Origin of the sequence: Rhodococcus jostii NBRC 16295, assembly GCF_001894825.1 — a bacterium.
Lineage (GTDB): Bacteria > Actinomycetota > Actinomycetes > Mycobacteriales > Mycobacteriaceae > Rhodococcus_F > Rhodococcus_F jostii.
In genome coordinates, this window is sequence record NZ_BCWY01000133.1 from 1 (window position 1) to 18,454 (window position 18,454).

Sequence of the window (18,454 nt, forward strand, 5' to 3'; positions counted from 1 at the left end):
GTTCGAACGTTCATCGAGTTCCCTATACGAGATTTCTGTTTCCCCGAAGACCAGAGCAGTTGCTTCAGGCTTGATCGCCGCTGCGGTGGACAGCAGGTCCGGAAGGAGCACCGGTGGCTCAGCTTGCGGACCGTGACCGGGAACCAACACACGGTCCGCGTCGTCGAGGAGATCGATCTCGCCCGCCGCGCTCTGTGGCGCGACGGTGACGAACCGTTCGAGGTAGGCCAGAAACCGGCGATGATGGTGCGCCAATTCACGCTGCGAGAAGAGGTGGGGATTTCCGTGGAATTCGATGGACAACGGCGAATTGCTTCCGCTTCGAACCAGATTGACCTGTAGATCCTCGAGGAGCCCCGACCGAAGAATGTGGTAACGACCGCCAGCGTTTCCGAGCCTGATCTCCGAGTCGAAGAACATCATGTTGACGACGGGCCCGAATGTCGACGACGCGGCGCCGCCCAACCCGATATCCCGCCGGATGTCCTCGTATCGATAACGCTGGTGACGCAGTGCGCCCGTCAACTCGCGACGGGCGAGGTCCACGAGATCACGGACCGTCGTGGTGGGGCCCGCTGCGAGCCGGATGGGCAGCACGTTGGCGACCATGCCGGCGGAACGCTTCAGGGCGGCGGTCGTGCGAGCGGTGACCGGAAGGCTCAGTACCGTCTCTTCGGAGCTCGTCATCCTGGCGAGGAAACTTCCCAGCGCGGCGACGAGGATCTGGGCTGTGCTGACGCGGTGGGCGTCAGCGGCGGAGTCGAGTAGTGAAGCCAGACGGACCGGCAGCACGCACGCTGCCACCAGGTCGTGGGGTGCGGCGGACGCCGTCCGCCCGGTCAGGCTCAGTGGAGTGGGAAGCCCTTTCGCGTGGTCCAGCCAGTACTCACGGTCCGACGCGAATCGATCGCTATTGCGGTATGCGAGCTCCCCTTCGTAGATGTCCTGCAGCCCGATCGCCGCCAGCGGCGCAGGTTCGCGTCCGTCGATGATTGCGTTGTACCGTTCCGCCGCGCGAGCGGTCGCAGTGAGTCCGCCGTACCCGTCGATTGCGATGTGGTGCATCCGCGAGTACCAGTAGTAGTGACGCTGAGAGACGCGAAGGAGCTTCGTTTCCGCGAGTACGTCCTCGAGGAGATCGATAGGGGCACTGTAGTCGGCCTGCATCCACTCCAGAGCGGCCGCGGCAGGGTTGGGCTCGGAGCAGAAGTCGACGACCGAGCCGTCGTAGCCGGCTCCGGTGTCCACCACCTGCAGAGGTTGGCCGTCGACCTCGATCAGCCTGAGGTAGGGCGAGCGAAGTTCTCGTGCTGTGGATTGCACAGCCTCGGCGAACACACCTGCGTCCAGTTCGCCGTCTATCTCGACGTACTGTGCGATGTTGATCGGTACGCTTTTCGAAACCTTTTGTGCGAACCATATTCCGCGCTGCGCGGCCGACAGTGGGAATTTCTCCCCTGCCGCATCGGACAGCGCCGATGTGTGTAAAGCCATGGGGTGTCCCGTCACTCGACCTCGTGGCAGGGCAGGACAAGGGTGCGCGCGCAACTGGTCCCGAGTCCCCGCCCGACCTCATATATCCGGTGCAGTGCTCGCTCAACTCAGCATCGTCCGTCAACACAGAAAAGTCACGACCGGTTTGTACTTGTTTTTTGAGGCCTACATCGGAGTGGTACGCGCGTGCGTGTCGGCGAACGTGTTGAGCGCACCGGCCATCTCCTCGGCCCGTGCGCTGGTGACGGTCAGCCGGTCGCCGCACGCCGTCGTGACGATCACGGCGGGACCGGTCCTCGTCACGACGCCGTAGTTCCGTCGGCCCTTCACCTTGAGTCCCCAGCCGCCGAAGTCGTCGAACGGCTTGATCATGTCGACGCGGGCGCCCTCGATCTCGTCGACGCCGTACTGCAGGGCGGTCATCCCCATGTTCACCACCCGGATGCCGGACCGATCGACGATCACCCGGAAGCGGAGCAGGCTCACGATCAGCAGCCCGACCGGAACGAACACCGCGAGCGGCCACCACCCGTCGACGAGCTGGCAGACCGCGAGAGCAGGTGCGACGCCGAGCAGGACGAGCAGCACCAGCGAGCCGACGGTGCCGAAACCGACCGTGTCCGCGACCGTGGTCGGGTCGACCGCGCGCGGCAACCTTGGGTCGGGTGGACTGGTGGCGGACACCCGGAGCCGGTAGTCGCGCAGGAGGGCGGCGCCGAGCAGGCCGACAACCGCGCCGATCGCGACCCCGAGCCCGAGCGACCACAGCGGAAGTTCGGTGTCGGACGCGTCGGTGACGTCGAGTTGGACGCTGAGCATCACGACCTGCACCGTGAGGATCAGGCCGACCACGGACAGCCCGACGACGAGCATGGTGCGGCGCATCATCAGCATCGCCTGCGCCAGGGCGGCGATCGCCGCGCATCCACCGCCGAACAGGACCGTCACCAGGGCGAACGTCCAGGCGCTGGACATCGGGGTGGAGAAACCGTCGGGCGAGGTGGTGGTCCAGTGGGTGGCGATCTCCGCCGGAAGCCGCGGTTCCCAGATCTTCGTCAGGACCACACCGGACACGGCGGCGACGATCGGCAGCAGCACACCGAACACTGCGCCTGCGGGGTCGACGACGCGCGAGGTGTTCACCGGACGGGCCGTGACCAGCCGGTCAGGACGGCTGGCAGGCGCCCTTCAGCGAGCACGCACCGCAGGAACTGCCGCAGCCGCCGGTGTCGGCAGCGGGCACCGCCGCGGCGGCACGGGCACCGAGCGATCCGCCCGTCGCCGCGGTGAGGGCGGCAGCGACGACGCTGACGAGGACGGCGCCGATTCCGAAGACTCCGCCGATCAGGATTCCGGCGATTCCGCCGATGACGAGGAGGCCGGCCGCGGCGAGAAGGGTGGGCCCGGCCACCTTGTTGGCCAGCGCAAACGTCTGATCGTCGCGCATCGTCTCGGGGGTACGGACACCCGCCCACCGGTTGCGTGGGAGGCGCTCGGCGAGGCCTGCAACGGCGACACCGGAGACGGCGACGGCGAGCACGAACAGCACGACGGAGGCAATCAACACGAGACCAGGATACGGCGGACCCGGACGCGCAGGTGAGCCCGGGTGGGGTGAGGCTCTACCCTGGTTGACGGTATCCCCCTAATTCAGAATGTCAGCCAAGTAGATAGCGACCACAGTGACCGAGCACGTGCAGCCCGCCAACCCGTCCGACGCGACCCCGCAGCACCGCTACACCGCGGAGCTCGCCGGCCAGATCGAGCAGCGCTGGCAGGACCGGTGGAGCGAGGACGGCACGTTCAACGCGCCCAACCCGGTCGGTCCTCTGGCCGGTCCGGTTCCCGCCGACAAGCTGTTCGTGCAGGACATGTTCCCGTACCCGTCGGGGACGGGTCTGCACGTGGGTCACCCGCTCGGCTACATCGCGACCGACGTGTTCGCGCGCTATCACCGCATGCAGGGCCACAACGTGCTGCACACCCTCGGCTACGACGCGTTCGGTCTGCCGGCCGAGCAGTACGCGGTGCAGACGGGCACGCACCCGCGGACCACGACCGAGGCCAACATCGGCAACATGAAGCGGCAGCTGCGCCGCCTCGGGCTCGGCCACGACGAACGGCGCACGTTCGCGACCACCGACGTGGACTTCTACCACTGGACGCAGTGGATCTTCCTGCAGATCCACGACGCGTGGTTCGACAAGGAGGCCGGCAAGGCCCGGCGTATCTCGGAGCTCGAGGCCGAATTCGTCTCGGGCGAGCGCGCGGTGGAGGACGGACGGGACTGGCAGTCGCTGTCCGCGTCGGACAAGGAAGCGATCCTCGACTCCTACCGCCTCGTGTACCACTCCGATTCGATGGTCAACTGGTGCCCCGGTCTGGGCACGGTGCTGGCCAACGAGGAGGTCACCTCCGACGGTCGCAGCGACCGCGGCAACTTCCCCGTGTTCCGTAAGCACCTGCAGCAGTGGATGATGCGCATCACCGCGTACTCGGACCGTCTGGTCGACGACCTGGAGTACCTGGATTGGCCGGAAAAGGTCAAGACCATGCAGCGCAACTGGATCGGGCGCTCGCACGGTGCGCAGGTGCGGTTCCAGGCGAACAGTCATCAGATCGAGGTGTTCACGACGCGTCCGGACACGCTGTTCGGTGCGACGTACGTGACGCTGGCACCGGAGCACGAACTGGTGGACGAGCTCGTCGCGGCAGAGTGGCCTGCGGGTGTGGATTCGCGCTGGACGGGCGGTGCCGCTACGCCCGCCGAAGCGGTTGCGGCGTACCGGAAGTCGATCGCGGCGAAGACGGATCTCGAGCGTCAGGAATACAAGGAGAAGACGGGCGTCTTCCTCGGCACCTACGCGGTGAACCCGGTGAACGGGCACACGCTGCCGGTGTTCATCGCCGACTACGTCCTCACCGGCTACGGCACGGGCGCCATCATGGCCGTCCCGGGCCACGACCACCGCGACTACGAGTTCGCCACCGAGTTCGGCCTCGACATCGTCGAGGTGATCTCCGGCGGCGACCTGTCGAAGGACGCGTACACCGGCGACGGCACGATCGTGAACTCCGACTTCCTGAACGGCATGTCCGTCGCCGACGCGAAGAAGGCCATCACCGAGCGGCTCGAGGCGGACGGCACCGGCGAGGGCACCATCCAGTACAAGCTGCGCGACTGGCTGTTCGCGCGCCAGCGGTACTGGGGCGAGCCGTTCCCCATCGTGTACGACGCCGACGGCAACGCCCACGCCCTGCCGGATTCGGCTCTGCCCGTGGAACTCCCGGAGGTCGAGGACTACGCGCCCGTGTCGTTCGATCCCGACGACGCGTCGTCGGAGCCCTCTCCCCCGCTGGCGAAGGCCGTCGACTGGGTCAACGTCGAACTGGACCTCGGGGACGGACTGCAGACGTACCGCCGAGACACCAACGTGATGCCGCAGTGGGCGGGCAGCTCGTGGTACCAGCTGCGCTACATCGACCCCACCAACCCGGACGTGTTCTGCGACAAGGAGAACGAACGGTACTGGACGGGTCCCCGTCCGGAGATCCACGGTCCGAACGATCCCGGTGGCGTCGACCTGTACGTCGGCGGTGTCGAGCACGCGGTGCTGCACCTGCTGTACTCGCGGTTCTGGCACAAGGTGCTGTTCGACCTCGGCTACGTCAGCTCCAGCGAGCCGTACCGCCGCCTGTACAACCAGGGCTACATCCAGGCCTACGCCTACACCGATGCCCGCGGCGTGTACGTGCCGGCCGACGAGGTGGAGGAGAAGGACGGAAAGTTCTTCTACCAGGGAGCGGAGGTCAACCGCGAGTACGGGAAGATGGGCAAGAGTCTCAAGAACTCCGTCTCACCGGACGAGATCTGCGAGGGGTACGGCGCCGACACGCTCCGCGTGTACGAGATGTCGATGGGCCCGCTCGACACGTCCCGCCCGTGGGCGACCAAGGACGTCGTCGGTGCGCAGCGCTTCCTGCAGCGCGCCTGGCGTGTGGTCGTCGACGAGGAGTCCGGCGCACTGCGCGTCACCGACGACGCCCCGACGGAGGACACCCTGCGCGCGCTGAACAAGGCGATCGCCGGGGTCGGCGAGGACTACACGGCGCTGCGCGACAACACGGCCGCGGCCAAGCTGATCGAATACACCAACCACCTCACCAAGGCGTATCCCGCCGGTGCACCGCGCGTCGCGGTGGAGCCGCTGGTGCTGATGCTGGCACCGCTGGCCCCGCACCTCGCGGAGGAGCTGTGGTCGCGGCTCGGACACGAAAAGTCCCTGGCGCACGGACCCTTCCCGGTGGCCGAGGAGAAGTGGCTGGTGGAAGACACCGTCGAGTACCCGATCCAGGTCAACGGCAAGGTCCGCAGCCGCGTGACGGTTGCGGCCGACGCCCCGCGTGAGGAGATCGAGAAGATCGCGCTGGCCGACGAGAAGATCGTGGCGCTGCTGGACGGCGCGGAGCCGCGCAAGGTCATCGTCGTGCCCGGGAAGATGGTCAACATAGTGCGCTGACGCGCCCGTGAGTACTTATTAACGTTCCGCGGTTAATAAGTACTCACAGGCGCGAAGCGCACGTGAAATCGACGTCTACGACCTGCCGACCGTGTGCACCGCGGACGTCACCGGCATCTACCTCACCTGGGACGTCGATCAGGAATTTCTCGCCGAGCAGCGGGAGCACCTGAACTCGTTCGTCGTCCGCGGCGGCCGGGTCGTCGTCAACGGGCACGTGCAGCGCATCTTCCTGGACGGACTGACCAGGTGGCGCAAGCTCGAGTTCCGCAACCCCTCGGACCTGGCGCTGACGCGCGTGACGGAGCACCCCGTGTGGGCCGGCAGCGATCCGAAGGCGTTTCTCTACAACACCGGCCGCCGTGGACCGGTGCCGTTCGCCGAACTCGAACGGATCGGCGTCGCGGGGTTCTACGGCCGCGGCTGCTATCTGGACCTGCCCGACGGCGCCAAGGTGGTGCACACGATCGGCCGCACCCGCGCCCCGATCGACTACGAAAACCCGCTCGGCGCCGGCCGCGTGCTGGTGCACGGCGGCAACGACCTGCTCCAGTCGCGGCACCACCGACTTGCGGCCGCAAATCATCCGATGGCTGGAAGCACGATGACCCGCGCCGCGACGGTCGCCTTCCTCCACGGTGGCAGCCACGCACAGCTGGCCACCCTCGCCGATCCTGCCTTGGAGCCGTACCGGATCCGGCCGGTGCATGTGCGCACCGGCGACCTCGACGACATCCGCGACGTCGACGTCCTGGTGGTGGCGGACCGTCTTCGCGCGGACCTGCTGACCCGATGGACGGAGGCGATCACCGACCGTCTCGGCGGGGGTGCCACGGTGATCGTCTTCGGAGAGAACAAGTCCGGGGACTGGCTGCCCGGCGTTCGCGAGGACAGCCGCCCGACCGTCTTCTGGTGGTGGCGCACCGGCGAGGATCACCGACTTCGTCAGCGGTCCCCGGACCATCCCGCATGGGACTACCTCTCCGAACATGGAGCCGCCGAGTGGTGCGGTGAGCCTGGTCGACCTGCACACCGAGGACGGCGAGTGCGACGGTTCGATCCTGTTCGTCGACGAGACCACCACTGCGGGGCGGCTGCTCGTCACCACGATGGACTGCGCTCCGCGCCCGTGAGTACTTGTTAACCACGGGCGGTTAATAAGTACTCACGGGTGGTTTGATACATGGGTGGAACTCGTGATCGAGGCAACCGACCTACCCGGATCGTCGTGCCCGCCGGGGAACAATTTCCCCGGCTACGACAATATCCACGTGGGCGTGCAGCGCCGGGGTGCACCCGGCGATCTGCTGGGTCTGTGTCGGGGCGGCGCGACGTCGGCGCGCTGGGTGCTCGACTGCAAGACCAAGCCGACGCCGACGGGTCTCGACGTCACCGGACCGTACGTGCAGGGCCGCCCGGGTGCGCGGTTCGTCTACCTGTCGTGGGGAACGGTCGACGGCGAGGGTGGTTTCGACATGTTCCGCCGCGCGAAGCTGATGTGGGACGGGGTGGCTCCGGCGACCGCGGAGGCGGCGTGGGCGGCCGGACGGATCATCGCGCGCCTCGGGCTCACGGACGCGCGGGGGAATCCACTGTGTGCGGCGGTTCGTCCGCCGTTGATCGAGTGGTCGGCGTAGTCGATGGCCGTACCCCTGCGCGTAGGGTGAGGGTATCGGCGGCACTTCGCACGCGAACGCCCAAGATCGCGTCGCCGCCGAAAGATATCGGCCGCCCGCGGCCGAGGCGGGAGCGTCGTCATGACGCTACAACAGGATCGCAACTTTCCCGGTCGTCTTCACGGTGCCCATACTCGCGGCGGCCCGGCGCAGTCGCCGCGACTGCGGATGAAGCCCGAAGCGCCCAGTGCGGGCACGGTGGACGGTGCCTGGTGGCCCCGGTCCCGCGACCTCACCGTGGAGATACCGGAACTGGTTGCGCTGGTGGCGGTTCGAGTGGGTGTCGTCGATCGGGTCGTGTACGACATCAAGGCCTGGCTTCCTGCGCCGCACCGGATCACGGTCGAGGGACGATCGGTTCATCTCGACGGCTACGAGTACCAGCCGCTCAACACCCTGTACGTGAGCGGTGTGAAGCGGACGAGGCTGACGCTCCTGGTGGTGCCCCCCGAGGCCGACGCGCGTTATGCCGACTCGACGATGCACAGGGCGGCCAATTCCAACAAAGCCCTGACCGCCGACGAGCTGCTGATGTCGGGCATCAGGGGTGGCTTCGACCGCACCGCGAGCGCGAAGGGGCGTGGACGATGACACACGACGAGAACAGGCTGGGACGCTTTCGCCCGACGGCCGACGGTGGGCAGCCTTTCGACGCTCCCACTCGGACTCCCAGATTGCTCCTGCGCGCTCGCGGCGAGGTGTCGGAAGGTGTCGACGGGGCGTGGTGGCCTCGAACCACCAACCTCACCACCGAACTGCATGACCTGATCAGCTCGCTGACGGAGCGAGTGGGAACGACCGAACGCGTCGCCTTCGACTGGAACTCGCTGAGCATCTCGCAACGCGGCATCGACCGCCGCGACGGAATTCAGGTGTCCGGGCCGGATCCGGACCAGCCGCCCGACATCATGTACGTCTTCGGTACCGACCGGCGTCGGCTCGATATCCTGATCGTCGGACCGAACACTGACGCCGACAACGCATTCGAGGCGATGCAGAAGGCAGTGGGTCTCGCCGCCGACCAGTAGGCGAAGCTATCGGCTCTCGGCCCCGTGCAGGGCCGGGGGCCGATCGGTGGGGCGGGGTCTTTTCTCCCGCATCCACGGCAGCGCCGCGGACGCGATCAGGACGACGGCCATTCCGGCCCACTGCACCGGCGACAGTTGCTCGCCCAGCAGTATCTGCGCGGCCAGCACTCCGACCACCGGTTCGAGCAGTCCGAGGAGGCTGACGGCGGCCGATCCGAGGGCGCGGACGGCGATGAAGGAGCAGCCGATCCCGATGGGCATCAGCAGGAGCCCCTGGAACAGGATGGATCCCCACCCGCTGGGTGCGAATGTCCAGGACTGTCCGTCGACGACGGCGATCGTCCCGGTGGCGATGCCGGCGCCGAGGGAGGCGAGTCCCCCGGCGGTGACGGGACTGACCTGGTGGACCCAGCGTTCCCCGACCACGAGGTACAGGGCGTACCCGGCGGCGCTGAGGAGGGCGAGGATCGCGCCGTTCAGGGCGACCGCGGAGGTGCCCGCGCCGGCGACGAGGGCGATGCCGCCGGACATCGCCACGGCCAGCAGCAGCTGACCGCGGTGGATGCGTGTGCGGGTGAGCACCCACACCAGCGCCATCACGAACAGCGGGTAGATGTGGACGATCACGACCGCGATCTGGGCGCCGGTGACCCGCACCGCCGCGAAGAAGCACAGGAGCTGGATGCCGAAGAGGGGACCGCAGACGAGGCACAGTCCGGCGGCCGCCTTCCAGGACACGGCCTTCAGCCGTCCGGTGGCCGAGGCCAGGAGTAGCAGCAGCGCGGCACCGACCAGGCTGCGGAGGCAGACGAGGACGGCGGGTGAGACGCCGCCGGCGTAGCCGATCGCGGCGAACGTCGGGGTGAGACCGTAGGCGACCGCCGAGGCCGCACCGCATCCCCAGGCGACGGCACTGCGGCCGCGGGTGGTGCTATCGCCCATGGACTCGAACGCGTGGAGCGGTCCGCTTCACCATGTCCGCGGTGCGACGAGTTCGTCGTGGACGAACTGCACGAGAACCTCTTTCATGGCGGCGACCGTCATGTTCGGTGCGCCGGTGAGCACCTGGATCGCGGTGCCGTCGGTGAGGGCGGTCAGCCGCTGGGCGATGGTCTCCGGATCGACGTCGGTGCGGAAGATCTCCTGCCGCTGACCGCGCCGGACGATCTTGACGACGGTTTCGTGCCAGCGTGCGTAGTACGTGTTGTGGAACGGGCGAAGTTCGGGTCGGAGCGTGGCCTCGGCCCAGAACTGCAACCAGATGGACCACTCGTCGCGCAGCGGCCCGACCCGGGGCAGCTGCATGTCGATCAGGCGGAGCAGGCGCTCGTGCGCGTTGTCGATCGCCTTGAGTTCGCGGCTCTGCCGGTCGAATGCGTTGTCGATCGCGTGGCGGAGGGCCGCGGTCAGGACGTCACTCTTGCCCGGGAAGTAGTAGTGCACCGCCCCGGTGCTGGTGCCGACGACCTGCGCGATGTCGGAGATGCGGACCGAGTGGTATCCGCGCTCGGCGATCAGCTGAGCCGCAGCATCGAGTATTGCCGTTCGGCGCGCGTCCTCGGTGAGTTGAGCGGTCACTGTCCCTCCTTCGTTGGTCATCTGACTGATTCATCAAATCATACGCCGCAAACTGACGCATCAGTCAGACGTGCGAATTCGGCATCGAGAGCAATCGCTCTTCACGCTTGGCTCACATACTCCCAGGTGGAACCCCTGAAAACCCACACTGCAGCGTTCGGACGCGGAATCAGTTTCCGCGGAACCCTTGACATCTGTGGGCTGGGTCACGGTATAACTGATGCATCAGTCAGACCCCGACAGGTCGAACGGCAGCGACGAGAGGCGAACGCTCGATGGAATGTGAGAACCCAGGCGGCGGCGCCGGACAGGTGCTGCGCCCCGACGTCCATCGCGGGCGGGTAGTGCTGATCACCGGTGGCGGCACCGGGATAGGACGCGCGATCGCACTGGACATGGCGCGGTGCGGAGCCGACGTGGTGATCAGCGGACGCCGGTCCGAACCCTTGGAGAAGACGGCCGCCGAGATCGAGGCACTGGGCGCCCGGGCACTCGCCGTGCCCGCGGACATTCGCGAAGAACAGCAGGTGACCGCTCTGGTCGATCGCGCCCTCGAGAGGTTCGGCCGCATCGACGTCCTGGTCAACAACGCCGGCGGACAGTTCGCCGCGCCGGCCGAGGACATCACGAGCAAGGGATGGCGAGCCGTCCACCGCCTCGCCGTCGACGCCACCTGGGCGGTCACCCGGGAGGTCGCCGTACGGGCGATGATTCCGCAGCGTTCGGGATGCATCTTCTTCATGGCGTTCTCCCCGCGCCGCGGAATCGCATCGATGGTCCATGCCACCTCGGCGCGCGCGGCCCTCGAGAACCTCGCCTCCGGGCTGTCGCTGGAGTGGAGCCGGTACGGCATACGGTCGATCTGCATCGCTCCCGGCACCATCGCGACGGAAGGCATGCAGGACAACTACACCGAAGAGGCCCGCGCCCAGTGGACGTCCGCGGTCCCGCTGGGACGGCTGGGTACCGCCGAGGACGTGTCGGGGATCGTCACATTCCTCGCCTCACCCGCCGGAAGTTACGTCACCGGAACCACTCTGGTGATCGACGGCGGCGCCGACGCCTGGGGCACGGGTCATCCCGCGCCGAAGGTCGAGGCGGCGGAATGAGCACGATCGTCGACCGCGACCTCACCGCACTGTTCGATCCCCGGTCGGTCGCCATCCTCGGTGCGAGCAACGACGAGACCAAATACGGCAACTGGCTCAGCGTCCAGGCTCTGCGCATGACGGGCGACCGGGCGGTCCACCTCGTCAATCGGCGCGGTGAGCGCATCCTGGGACACTCCTCGCTGCGGAGCCTGGCGGAACTCGACGAACGGGTCGATCTCGTCGTCATCACCGTTCCGGCACAGGGATTCGAGGAGGCAGTGGACGACGCCCTCGCCGCGGGCGCCACCGCCATCGTCGGTGTCACCGCCGGATTCGCCGAACTCGGCGCTGCCGGAAGGGCAGTGCAGGAGCGCGTCGTGGCGCGGGTGCGGGCCGCCGGAGCCGTGCTGCTCGGGCCGAACTGCCTGGGCGTGCTGGACTCGAGCACCGCACTGACGCTGGCCTCCAACCCGCTTCCCGCCGGACGTGTCGCGCTGCTTTCGCAGAGCGGCAACATGGCGCTCGAACTCAGCCAGTTCCTCGAGGCCCGCGGACACGGCTTCTCCCGGTTCGCGTCGCTCGGCAACCAGGCCGATCTCGGCGCCGCCGATCTCATCCGCTCCTGCGTCGAACATGACGACACCGATCTCATCGCCGTGTACTGCGAGGACTTCGGCGACGGACGCGCATTCGTCGACGCCGCCGCCCAGGCGTCCCGGGCCGGAAAGCCGGTCCTGCTGCTGACGGTGGGTGGCAGCGAAGCCTCCATCCGCGGGGCGCAGTCGCACACGGGATCGCTGACGTCGGACAGCGCGGTCATCGACGCGGCCTGCCGGGCGGCCGGGGTGTACCGGGTGTCGAGTCCGCGGCAACTCGCGGACGTCGCCGCCACCCTCCTCAGCTACGGTCCCGCGGGGGTGCGCCGGGTCGGCGTGGTCGCGGACGGTGGTGGTCATGCCGGTGTCGCATCCGACGTCGTCGAGGCGGCCGGACTCGCGGTGCCGGAGTTCACCGCCGACATCAGCAGCGCCCTGCGCACCCTGCTGCCCCCGTCCGCGGGGGTGGCCAACCCGGTCGACCTCGCCGGCGCCGGGGAGCAGGACATCACCTCGTTCGAGTCGGTGCTGGGCACCATTCTGCGGAGTCCGGCCATCGATTCCGTCCTGCTCACCGGATACTTCGGCGGCTACGGCAGTTACGGCGAGAACCTCGCGCGAGCGGAGATCGAGACCGCCCGTGCGATGGCCGTGACGGCACGCGCCCACGGCAAACCGGTCGTCGTGCACACCATGCATCCCGACAGCGCCGCGGCCCGGGTGCTGGCCGACAGCGGGGTCCCGGTCTTCGGAGCGGTGGAGGACGCCGCGGGTGCGCTCGGCGTCATCGCCGAAACCACTGCGCCGCAGTATCATGCGAGCGTAGAGAGTGCGTCGTCCGAGCCGGTCACCAGCGACGCGTACTGGGATTCCCGTGAACTCTTCCGCGGTGCCGGCGTCGACTTCCCGGCAGCACGGCTGGTGGGGAACTGCGCCGAGGCGGTGGCGGCCGCCGAAACCGTCGGATTCCCCGTGGTCCTGAAAGCGATGGGCCTGCTGCACAAGTCCGACTCCGGTGGGGTGGCCCTCGGTCTGGGATCGGCGGAGCAACTCGCCGACGCGTTCACGCGCATGGACGCCTCGCTCGGTGCGTCCGCCTACTGCGTCGAGGCGATGGCCGACCTCAGTGAAGGGGTCGAACTCATCGTGGGAGTCCAGACCGACCCGCGCTTCGGCCCCGTCTCCATGGTGGGTCTCGGCGGCATCTTCACCGAGGTCCTCGCCGACGTCGCGTTCGCACTGGCACCCGTCGACGCGGAGACCGCCCGCGGACTGCTCGACAGCTTGCGGGCCTCCGCCCTGCTCAGGGGAGTCCGCGGCCGGCCGCCGATCGACATCGACGCCGCGGCGGACGCCATCGCCGCCATCACGGCCGTGGCCACCGCGCACCCCGAAATCGCGGAACTCGAGATCAACCCGCTACTCGTCACTCCGAAGCAAGCCCTCGGACTCGACGCGCGCATCGTCCTCAGCTCATCGAACACCCACTGACACCGAACACCAACTGACACAAGGAAGTTCTGAACCATGGAATTCGCATACAGCCCCCGCCTCGCCGACCTCAAGGAGCGCGCACGCGCCCTGACCGACACGATCATGCAGTTCGAGGACGAGTGCGAGAGAAACAACGGAATTTCCGACGAATCCCACGCCACGATCAAGGCGGCGGTCCTCGAATCGGGGCTTCAGGCGATCAACACCCCCGTCGAATACGGCGGAGCGGGACTGACGGTGCTCGAGCAGGCCGTCGTGCAGGACGAACTCGGTAAGCTCACCAACGCGCTGTGGGACACGGTGTGGCGGCCCGCGAACCCCCTCACCCACGCGACCCCCGAGCAGCGGGAGCGCTACCTGATTCCCGGCGCCCGCGGTAATCGCCGCGACGCCGTCGCGATCTCCGAGGCCAACGCCGGTTCGGACTTCTCCGCAGCGAGCACCACCGCAACCCCCGACGGCAACGGCGGGTACATCATCAACGGCGAGAAGTGGTTCGTCACGGTCGGTGACGTCGCCGACTACCTCATCGTGCTGGCCAACGTCGAGCCCGAACACGCCGCCACGATCTTCCTGATCGACGTCGACACACCGGGTGTGAAGATCAAGCACATCCCCCGCTACACGCACACTTTCGTCTACGAGCACCCCGAGTTCACGTTCGAGAACGTGCGCGTCGGAGCGGACGCCGTTCTCGGTGGCATCGGACAGGGACACGACCTCACCCGTGACTGGTTCACGGAGGAGCGGCTGATGATCGGTGCCCGCACGATCGGCGCGGCCGAGCGGGCGCTGACCCTGGCAGTCGATTGGGCGCGGGAGCGGGTGCAGGGCGGCGAGCCGCTGATCAACCGGCAGCTGATCCAGGGCATGATCGCCGATTCCGTCGTCGACATCACCACCAACCGGGCGCTCACCCATCAGGTGGCATGGGAGTTCGACCAGGCCGACCCGAACGACGCCGACCTGCGAAAGACGCTGCACGCCAAGGCTGCGACCGTGAAGCTGGCCGCTTCCGAGGCGTCCAACCGGGTGGTCGACCGGGCCGTCCAGATCTTCGGCGGGCGCGGCTACATCCGTGACTACCCCGTCGAGCGGCTGTGGCGCGAACTGCGCGTCGACCGGATCTGGGAGGGCACGTCGGAAATCCAGCGCCTGGTCATCGCCAACGAGGCTAACAAGCGGGGACTCGACAACCTCCTGTCGTTCCGCTACGAGGCCGGGGAGAAGTAGCACGATGCCGACCGAGAACACCGGGACCGTCGATGTGCACCGCGACGGCAATGTCGCCGTCGTCACCCTGCGGCGGGAACGGAAGCGGAATGCCCTGTCCACGCACATGGAGGCCGCGCTGCTCGACGCGTTGACATCGCCGGACGTGAAGTCCAGTCGTGCGGTGGTCCTCACCGGGGGCGACTCGGTGTTCTCAGCCGGCGCGGACGTCACCGAACTGCGGGAGATGACCCCGGAAGCGATCGCCGAGTACTACCGGACCTCCGGGTCGGTGTACGAGGTGCTCGCCGCTCTCCCGCAGCCCACGGTGTCGGCGATCACCGGTTACTGCCTCGGCGGCGGGCTCGAACTGGCGCTCGCCACCGACATCCGGGTCGCCGATCCGGCCGTCGTCTTCGGGTTCCCGGAGATCGGAATCGGGATCCTCCCCAGTTCCGGTGGTGTCACCCGCATCACCCGCATCGTGGGGGCCGGCCGTGCCCGCGACCTCGTCCTGCGCGGCCGCCGTTTCGATCACATCGACGCCGAGCGCTGGGGCGTCGTCAGTGAGATCGCCCCTCCCTCAGAACACGTGAAGCAGGCGCTGAGTATCGCGCACGAACTCGCGGCGTATTCGCCTCTGGCGCTGAGCATCACCAAGCAGGTGCTCGACGTCGGCGCCGACGCCCCGCACCACGCCTCGCTGCTGCTCGAGCAGCTCGCCTACTCGGCCCTGAACAAGACCACCCCCTAGCGGTACCGGCCGAGAATGGCCGACTCGACCGCCACCCCCAGGGTGACGGCACCAATCTACGTAGTGGAGACGACATGAGTTCCTTCGACGTGATGGACAGACCCGCCAAACGCGGGTTCCACACCAAGCTCCTGATCGCGTGCTGTGGCGGACCATTCCTGGACGGATACGTCATGAGCATCATCGGTGTGGCCCTGCTCGGGGTGACCGAGCAGCTTCACCCGACGACGGCCGAGGCGGGATTGATCGGTGCGGCGTCGCTGATCGGTATCTTCTTCGGCGCCACCGTGTTCGGCTTCCTCACCGACCGGATCGGCCGGGAGAAGATGTACGCCCTCGACCTGGTGGTGCTGGTCGTCGCCTGCGTGTTGTCGGTGTTCGTCCAGTTGCCGTGGCAGCTCATCGTTCTGCGCTTCGTCATCGGCGCGGCGATCGGCGCCGACTACCCCATCGCCACGTCGCTGCTCACCGAGTTCACGCCGACCAAGAAGCGCGGCGCAATGGTCGGGATGTCGGCCGTCGCGTGGTCGGCGGGCGCGGTCGCCGCCTACGTGGTCGGCGCGCTCGTCGTCGGCATCTCCGGTGGCAACGACCACTGGCGACTCCTGCTCGCGTCCAGTGCCGTCCTGGGTCTGATCGTGATCCTGGTGCGCCGCGGAATCCCGGAGTCGCCTCGCTGGCTGTTGAAGAACGGCCGGGTGGCGGACGCCGAGGCGGTGGTCGAGAAGATCTACGGGGCGAAACTCGACCTGAGCAAGGTCACCGTCGAGGACACCGCCGACGCGCCGAAGGCCGACATCAGGATCTACTTCCGGGGCCAGTACCTCGCCCGGCTGATCATGTGCAGCGCCCTGTACCTGGCGGTCGTCACCCCGCTCTACGCGCTGCTGACGTTCCTGCCCACGATCCTGTCGGGATTCTCGATCTCCGGCGACGGTTCCGCGGGGCTCATCGTCGAAACCGTCATCATCGGGCTCATCGTCGCAGGATCCATTCCCGCGCTGTTCCTGGTGGAGAAGTGGGGCCGGCGCCCGATCGCCGTGGTCCCGCTGGCACTGATGGTGCTCCCGCTGGCAGGGCTGTGGTTGTGGGCCGACGGGCCACTCTGGTTCATCGTCGCCGCATTCTGCGCGTACGCGTTCATCTCCGGCGGCCCGAGCATTCTGGTGTGGATCTACCCCAACGAACTCTTCCCCACCGAGTTCCGGGCGACGGCAGTGGGAATCGCCACCGCCGTCAGCCGGTTCGGCGCCGCGACGGGCACCTACCTGCTGCCGCTGAGCATCTCCTCGCTGGGCACCGGCACGACGATGCTGTTCGGCGCGGTCCTGACGGCGGTCGCCTTCGTGATCTGCTTCTTCATGTCTCCCGAGACCAAGGGAAAGTCGCTGGAGGAGGTGTCGTCGGTCGCCGCGTCACCGGCGATGGGGACGAGCGCTCCCCGGCTGGAGAAGTTGGAGGAGGCCTCCGGGCCGCGAACCTGACGACCATTTCCTCTCCGCCCCTGCCGACGTCGGTAGGGGCGGAGCCATGTCCCGCTGCCTGGGAGAAGGGCTCCCCACCCGGGCCGTGCTGCGCTACTCTCCAGGCTAGAACACGTTCTATTCGACTGAGGAGTTCGCATCATGGCACCGTCCGCAGAAGACATCCGCAAGACCGTCGAGAGGTACATCGAGGCGGTGGCCACCGGGACTGCCGACGACGTCGTCGCGCTGTACGCCGAGGGTGCCACCGTGGAGGATCCCGTGGGCACCGAACCGCGGACGTCGGTGGAATCGCTGCGCGAGTTCTACGGCGTGATCGAACCCTTGAAGCAGACCGGCGAGCTCCTGACCCTGAAGATCGCCGGCAACTCGGCGGCGTTCCACTTCTCCCTCGTCACCGACCTGGGTGAGCAGAAGCTCGAAATCGCGCCGATCGACGTCATGACCTTCGACGACGACGGCAAGATCACGTCGATGCGGGCGTTCTGGTCGCAGGAGGACATGATCACCAGCTGACCGATTGCCGGGCCGGCAACCACACCGCAATACGGCCCGGCTGATCAGCGACTGTGCTTACCATGGCGGGGTGGCCACCGACGTCGCCGGGCAGGCCTCACGGCGTGCCCGACGCAGACGAGTCGTTCGAGCCGGTACGCGCCCCGGGCGCGCACCGCGTAGCTGGCTGGCGGTGGTCGGGGCCCTGACCGCCGCGCTGGTCGTCGCGTGTTCCTCGGGTTCCGGAGGCAACCCCGATCCGGTCGAATTGGACCGTGCCACCGACAACGGTCAGCTTCCGTGGACGGAGGTGCTGCTTCCGCCGCAGACACCGACGACGGTTCCGTTCGGTCCGCCCGGAACCGATCTGCCGGGCGAGCCCCGTGCCGCCGGGATCCGCGTGATCGGTGACCGTGCCGGTCTGTACGGCGGGAGTCCCGACCGGGTGCTGTGCGACCGGCAGCGTCTGGTCGACGAATTGGAGCAGGATCCGGTGCGGATGCAGGCCTGGTCGAGCGTCTTCCAGGTCGACGACCTGCGCAATTATGTCCGGACGCTGACCCCCGTGCTGCTCCGCGCGGACACCCGGGTCACCAACCACGGATTCGACGACGGTCACGCGGCCGCGTTCCAATCGGTGCTCGAGGCCGGAACCATCGTGCTGATCGACGACCACGGTGTTCCCCGCGTCCGCTGCGTGCGTGGCAGCCCGCTGCTGTCGCCGGTGCTGAACGAGAACGCGGAGGTGCAGGGCGATCCGTGGCCGGGCTTCCAACAGGACAGGTTGTACGTCGTGCAGCCGTCGAACCTGGCGATGACCGAAGTGTCCGTGGTGGATCTGATGACCGGTGGTCTGTCGACGATGCCGATCGGCTCCGGTCCGCAGCAACCTGTGGAGCGGCCGAATCCGATAGCGCCGGTGGAAGTCCAGGCGCCGGTGGTGGATTCACCACCGCCTGCGGTGGTGCAGCAGGCGGCTCCGCGGCCCGCGCCGGCACCCGAACCGGCAGCACCCCCGCCCCCACCACCCCC

17 protein-coding genes are annotated in these 18,454 nt (G+C 67.7%); 12 read left to right on the top strand and 5 right to left on the bottom strand.

Features of this window, described 5'->3' with window-relative positions; all coding sequences use genetic code 11:
- From RJ1_RS41490 to RJ1_RS41500, 3 genes are all read right to left on the bottom strand, one after another.
- Window positions 1–1,494: condensation domain-containing protein (locus RJ1_RS41490; protein WP_255284956.1), on the bottom strand; the 1,494-nt coding region annotated here is incomplete at its 3' end.
- A 165-nt stretch (window positions 1,495–1,659) separates the two neighbouring features.
- On the bottom strand, window positions 1,660–2,637 hold the full coding sequence (locus RJ1_RS41495) for a DUF1648 domain-containing protein (RefSeq protein ID WP_073369795.1): 978 nt from the start codon (window positions 2,635–2,637) through the stop codon (window positions 1,660–1,662).
- Window positions 2,638–2,659: 22 nt separating this feature from the next.
- The gene (locus RJ1_RS41500; protein WP_005249154.1) at window positions 2,660–3,061 is read right to left on the bottom strand and encodes an SdpI family protein; all 402 of its coding nucleotides are present in this window, start codon (window positions 3,059–3,061) and stop codon (window positions 2,660–2,662) included.
- 115 nt (window positions 3,062–3,176) lie between these two features.
- On the opposite strand from RJ1_RS41500, the gene leuS reads away from it, so the two are divergent.
- From leuS to RJ1_RS41530, 5 genes are all read left to right on the top strand, one after another.
- Window positions 3,177–6,014, top strand: a complete 2,838-nt coding sequence (gene leuS / locus RJ1_RS41505; protein WP_073369798.1) for a leucine--tRNA ligase — start codon at window positions 3,177–3,179, stop codon at window positions 6,012–6,014.
- Between the two features lie 91 nt (window positions 6,015–6,105).
- Complete coding sequence (locus tag RJ1_RS48475; RefSeq protein ID WP_240319865.1) at window positions 6,106–7,158, top strand: hypothetical protein; 1,053 nt, start codon at window positions 6,106–6,108, stop codon at window positions 7,156–7,158.
- Window positions 7,159–7,201: 43 nt separating this feature from the next.
- Window positions 7,202–7,651: a DUF5990 family protein gene (locus RJ1_RS41520; RefSeq protein WP_073369800.1), complete on the top strand. Its 450-nt coding sequence runs from the start codon at window positions 7,202–7,204 to the stop codon at window positions 7,649–7,651.
- Window positions 7,652–7,771: 120 nt separating this feature from the next.
- Window positions 7,772–8,281 carry a DUF5994 family protein gene (locus tag RJ1_RS41525; protein WP_073369802.1) on the top strand — a complete coding sequence of 170 codons (510 nt, stop codon included), beginning with the start codon at window positions 7,772–7,774 and terminating at the stop codon, window positions 8,279–8,281.
- The gene (locus tag RJ1_RS41530; protein ID WP_073369804.1) at window positions 8,278–8,718 is read left to right on the top strand and encodes a DUF5994 family protein; all 441 of its coding nucleotides are present in this window, start codon (window positions 8,278–8,280) and stop codon (window positions 8,716–8,718) included. The genes RJ1_RS41525 and RJ1_RS41530 overlap by 4 nt, the downstream gene beginning before the upstream one ends.
- A 6-nt stretch (window positions 8,719–8,724) precedes the next feature.
- On the opposite strand, the gene RJ1_RS41535 is transcribed toward RJ1_RS41530, so the two are convergent.
- Both RJ1_RS41535 and RJ1_RS41540 read right to left on the bottom strand, forming a co-directional pair.
- Window positions 8,725–9,660 carry a DMT family transporter gene (locus RJ1_RS41535; protein ID WP_073369806.1) on the bottom strand — a complete coding sequence of 312 codons (936 nt, stop codon included), beginning with the start codon at window positions 9,658–9,660 and terminating at the stop codon, window positions 8,725–8,727.
- A gap of 27 nt (window positions 9,661–9,687) precedes the next feature.
- Window positions 9,688–10,317: a TetR/AcrR family transcriptional regulator gene (locus RJ1_RS41540; protein ID WP_073369807.1), complete on the bottom strand. Its 630-nt coding sequence runs from the start codon at window positions 10,315–10,317 to the stop codon at window positions 9,688–9,690.
- A 254-nt stretch (window positions 10,318–10,571) separates the two neighbouring features.
- On the opposite strand from RJ1_RS41540, the gene RJ1_RS41545 reads away from it, so the two are divergent.
- The 7 genes from RJ1_RS41545 to RJ1_RS41575 all read left to right on the top strand — a co-directional run.
- Window positions 10,572–11,405 carry an SDR family oxidoreductase gene (locus RJ1_RS41545; protein WP_073369809.1) on the top strand — a complete coding sequence of 278 codons (834 nt, stop codon included), beginning with the start codon at window positions 10,572–10,574 and terminating at the stop codon, window positions 11,403–11,405.
- Window positions 11,402–13,474 (top strand): acetate--CoA ligase family protein, encoded by a 2,073-nt coding sequence (locus RJ1_RS41550; RefSeq protein ID WP_073369811.1) that lies wholly within the window; start codon window positions 11,402–11,404, stop codon window positions 13,472–13,474. Before RJ1_RS41545 ends, RJ1_RS41550 begins: the two co-directional genes overlap by 4 nt.
- A 36-nt stretch (window positions 13,475–13,510) precedes the next feature.
- Window positions 13,511–14,710 (top strand): acyl-CoA dehydrogenase family protein, encoded by a 1,200-nt coding sequence (locus RJ1_RS41555; protein ID WP_073369814.1) that lies wholly within the window; start codon window positions 13,511–13,513, stop codon window positions 14,708–14,710.
- Window positions 14,711–14,714: 4 nt separating this feature from the next.
- Window positions 14,715–15,443: an enoyl-CoA hydratase/isomerase family protein gene (locus RJ1_RS41560; RefSeq protein ID WP_073369817.1), complete on the top strand. Its 729-nt coding sequence runs from the start codon at window positions 14,715–14,717 to the stop codon at window positions 15,441–15,443.
- A 74-nt stretch (window positions 15,444–15,517) separates the two neighbouring features.
- On the top strand, window positions 15,518–16,927 hold the full coding sequence (locus tag RJ1_RS41565) for an MFS transporter (RefSeq protein WP_073369819.1): 1,410 nt from the start codon (window positions 15,518–15,520) through the stop codon (window positions 16,925–16,927).
- Between the two features lie 141 nt (window positions 16,928–17,068).
- The gene (locus RJ1_RS41570; RefSeq protein ID WP_012690605.1) at window positions 17,069–17,443 is read left to right on the top strand and encodes a nuclear transport factor 2 family protein; all 375 of its coding nucleotides are present in this window, start codon (window positions 17,069–17,071) and stop codon (window positions 17,441–17,443) included.
- A 70-nt stretch (window positions 17,444–17,513) separates the two neighbouring features.
- Window positions 17,514–18,454, top strand: a 941-nt coding sequence (locus RJ1_RS41575) for a DUF6777 domain-containing protein (RefSeq protein ID WP_073369821.1), incomplete at its 3' end; no start/stop codon positions are given.

Excerpts from the sequence above, each read along its gene's own strand:
- RJ1_RS41540 (WP_073369807.1), bottom strand. The coding sequence starts at position 10,317 with ATGACCAACGAAGGAGGGACAGTGACCGCTCAACTCACCGAGGACGCG.
- RJ1_RS41545 (WP_073369809.1), top strand. The coding sequence starts at position 10,572 with ATGGAATGTGAGAACCCAGGCGGCGGCGCCGGACAGGTGCTGCGCCCC.
- RJ1_RS41550 (WP_073369811.1), top strand. The coding sequence starts at position 11,402 with ATGAGCACGATCGTCGACCGCGACCTCACCGCACTGTTCGATCCCCGG.
- RJ1_RS41555 (WP_073369814.1), top strand. The coding sequence starts at position 13,511 with ATGGAATTCGCATACAGCCCCCGCCTCGCCGACCTCAAGGAGCGCGCA.
- RJ1_RS41560 (WP_073369817.1), top strand. The coding sequence starts at position 14,715 with ATGCCGACCGAGAACACCGGGACCGTCGATGTGCACCGCGACGGCAAT.
- RJ1_RS41525 (WP_073369802.1), top strand. The coding sequence starts at position 7,772 with ATGACGCTACAACAGGATCGCAACTTTCCCGGTCGTCTTCACGGTGCC.
- RJ1_RS41570 (WP_012690605.1), top strand. The coding sequence starts at position 17,069 with ATGGCACCGTCCGCAGAAGACATCCGCAAGACCGTCGAGAGGTACATC.
- RJ1_RS41535 (WP_073369806.1), bottom strand. The coding sequence starts at position 9,660 with ATGGGCGATAGCACCACCCGCGGCCGCAGTGCCGTCGCCTGGGGATGC.
- RJ1_RS41565 (WP_073369819.1), top strand. The coding sequence starts at position 15,518 with ATGAGTTCCTTCGACGTGATGGACAGACCCGCCAAACGCGGGTTCCAC.
- RJ1_RS41530 (WP_073369804.1), top strand. The coding sequence starts at position 8,278 with ATGACACACGACGAGAACAGGCTGGGACGCTTTCGCCCGACGGCCGAC.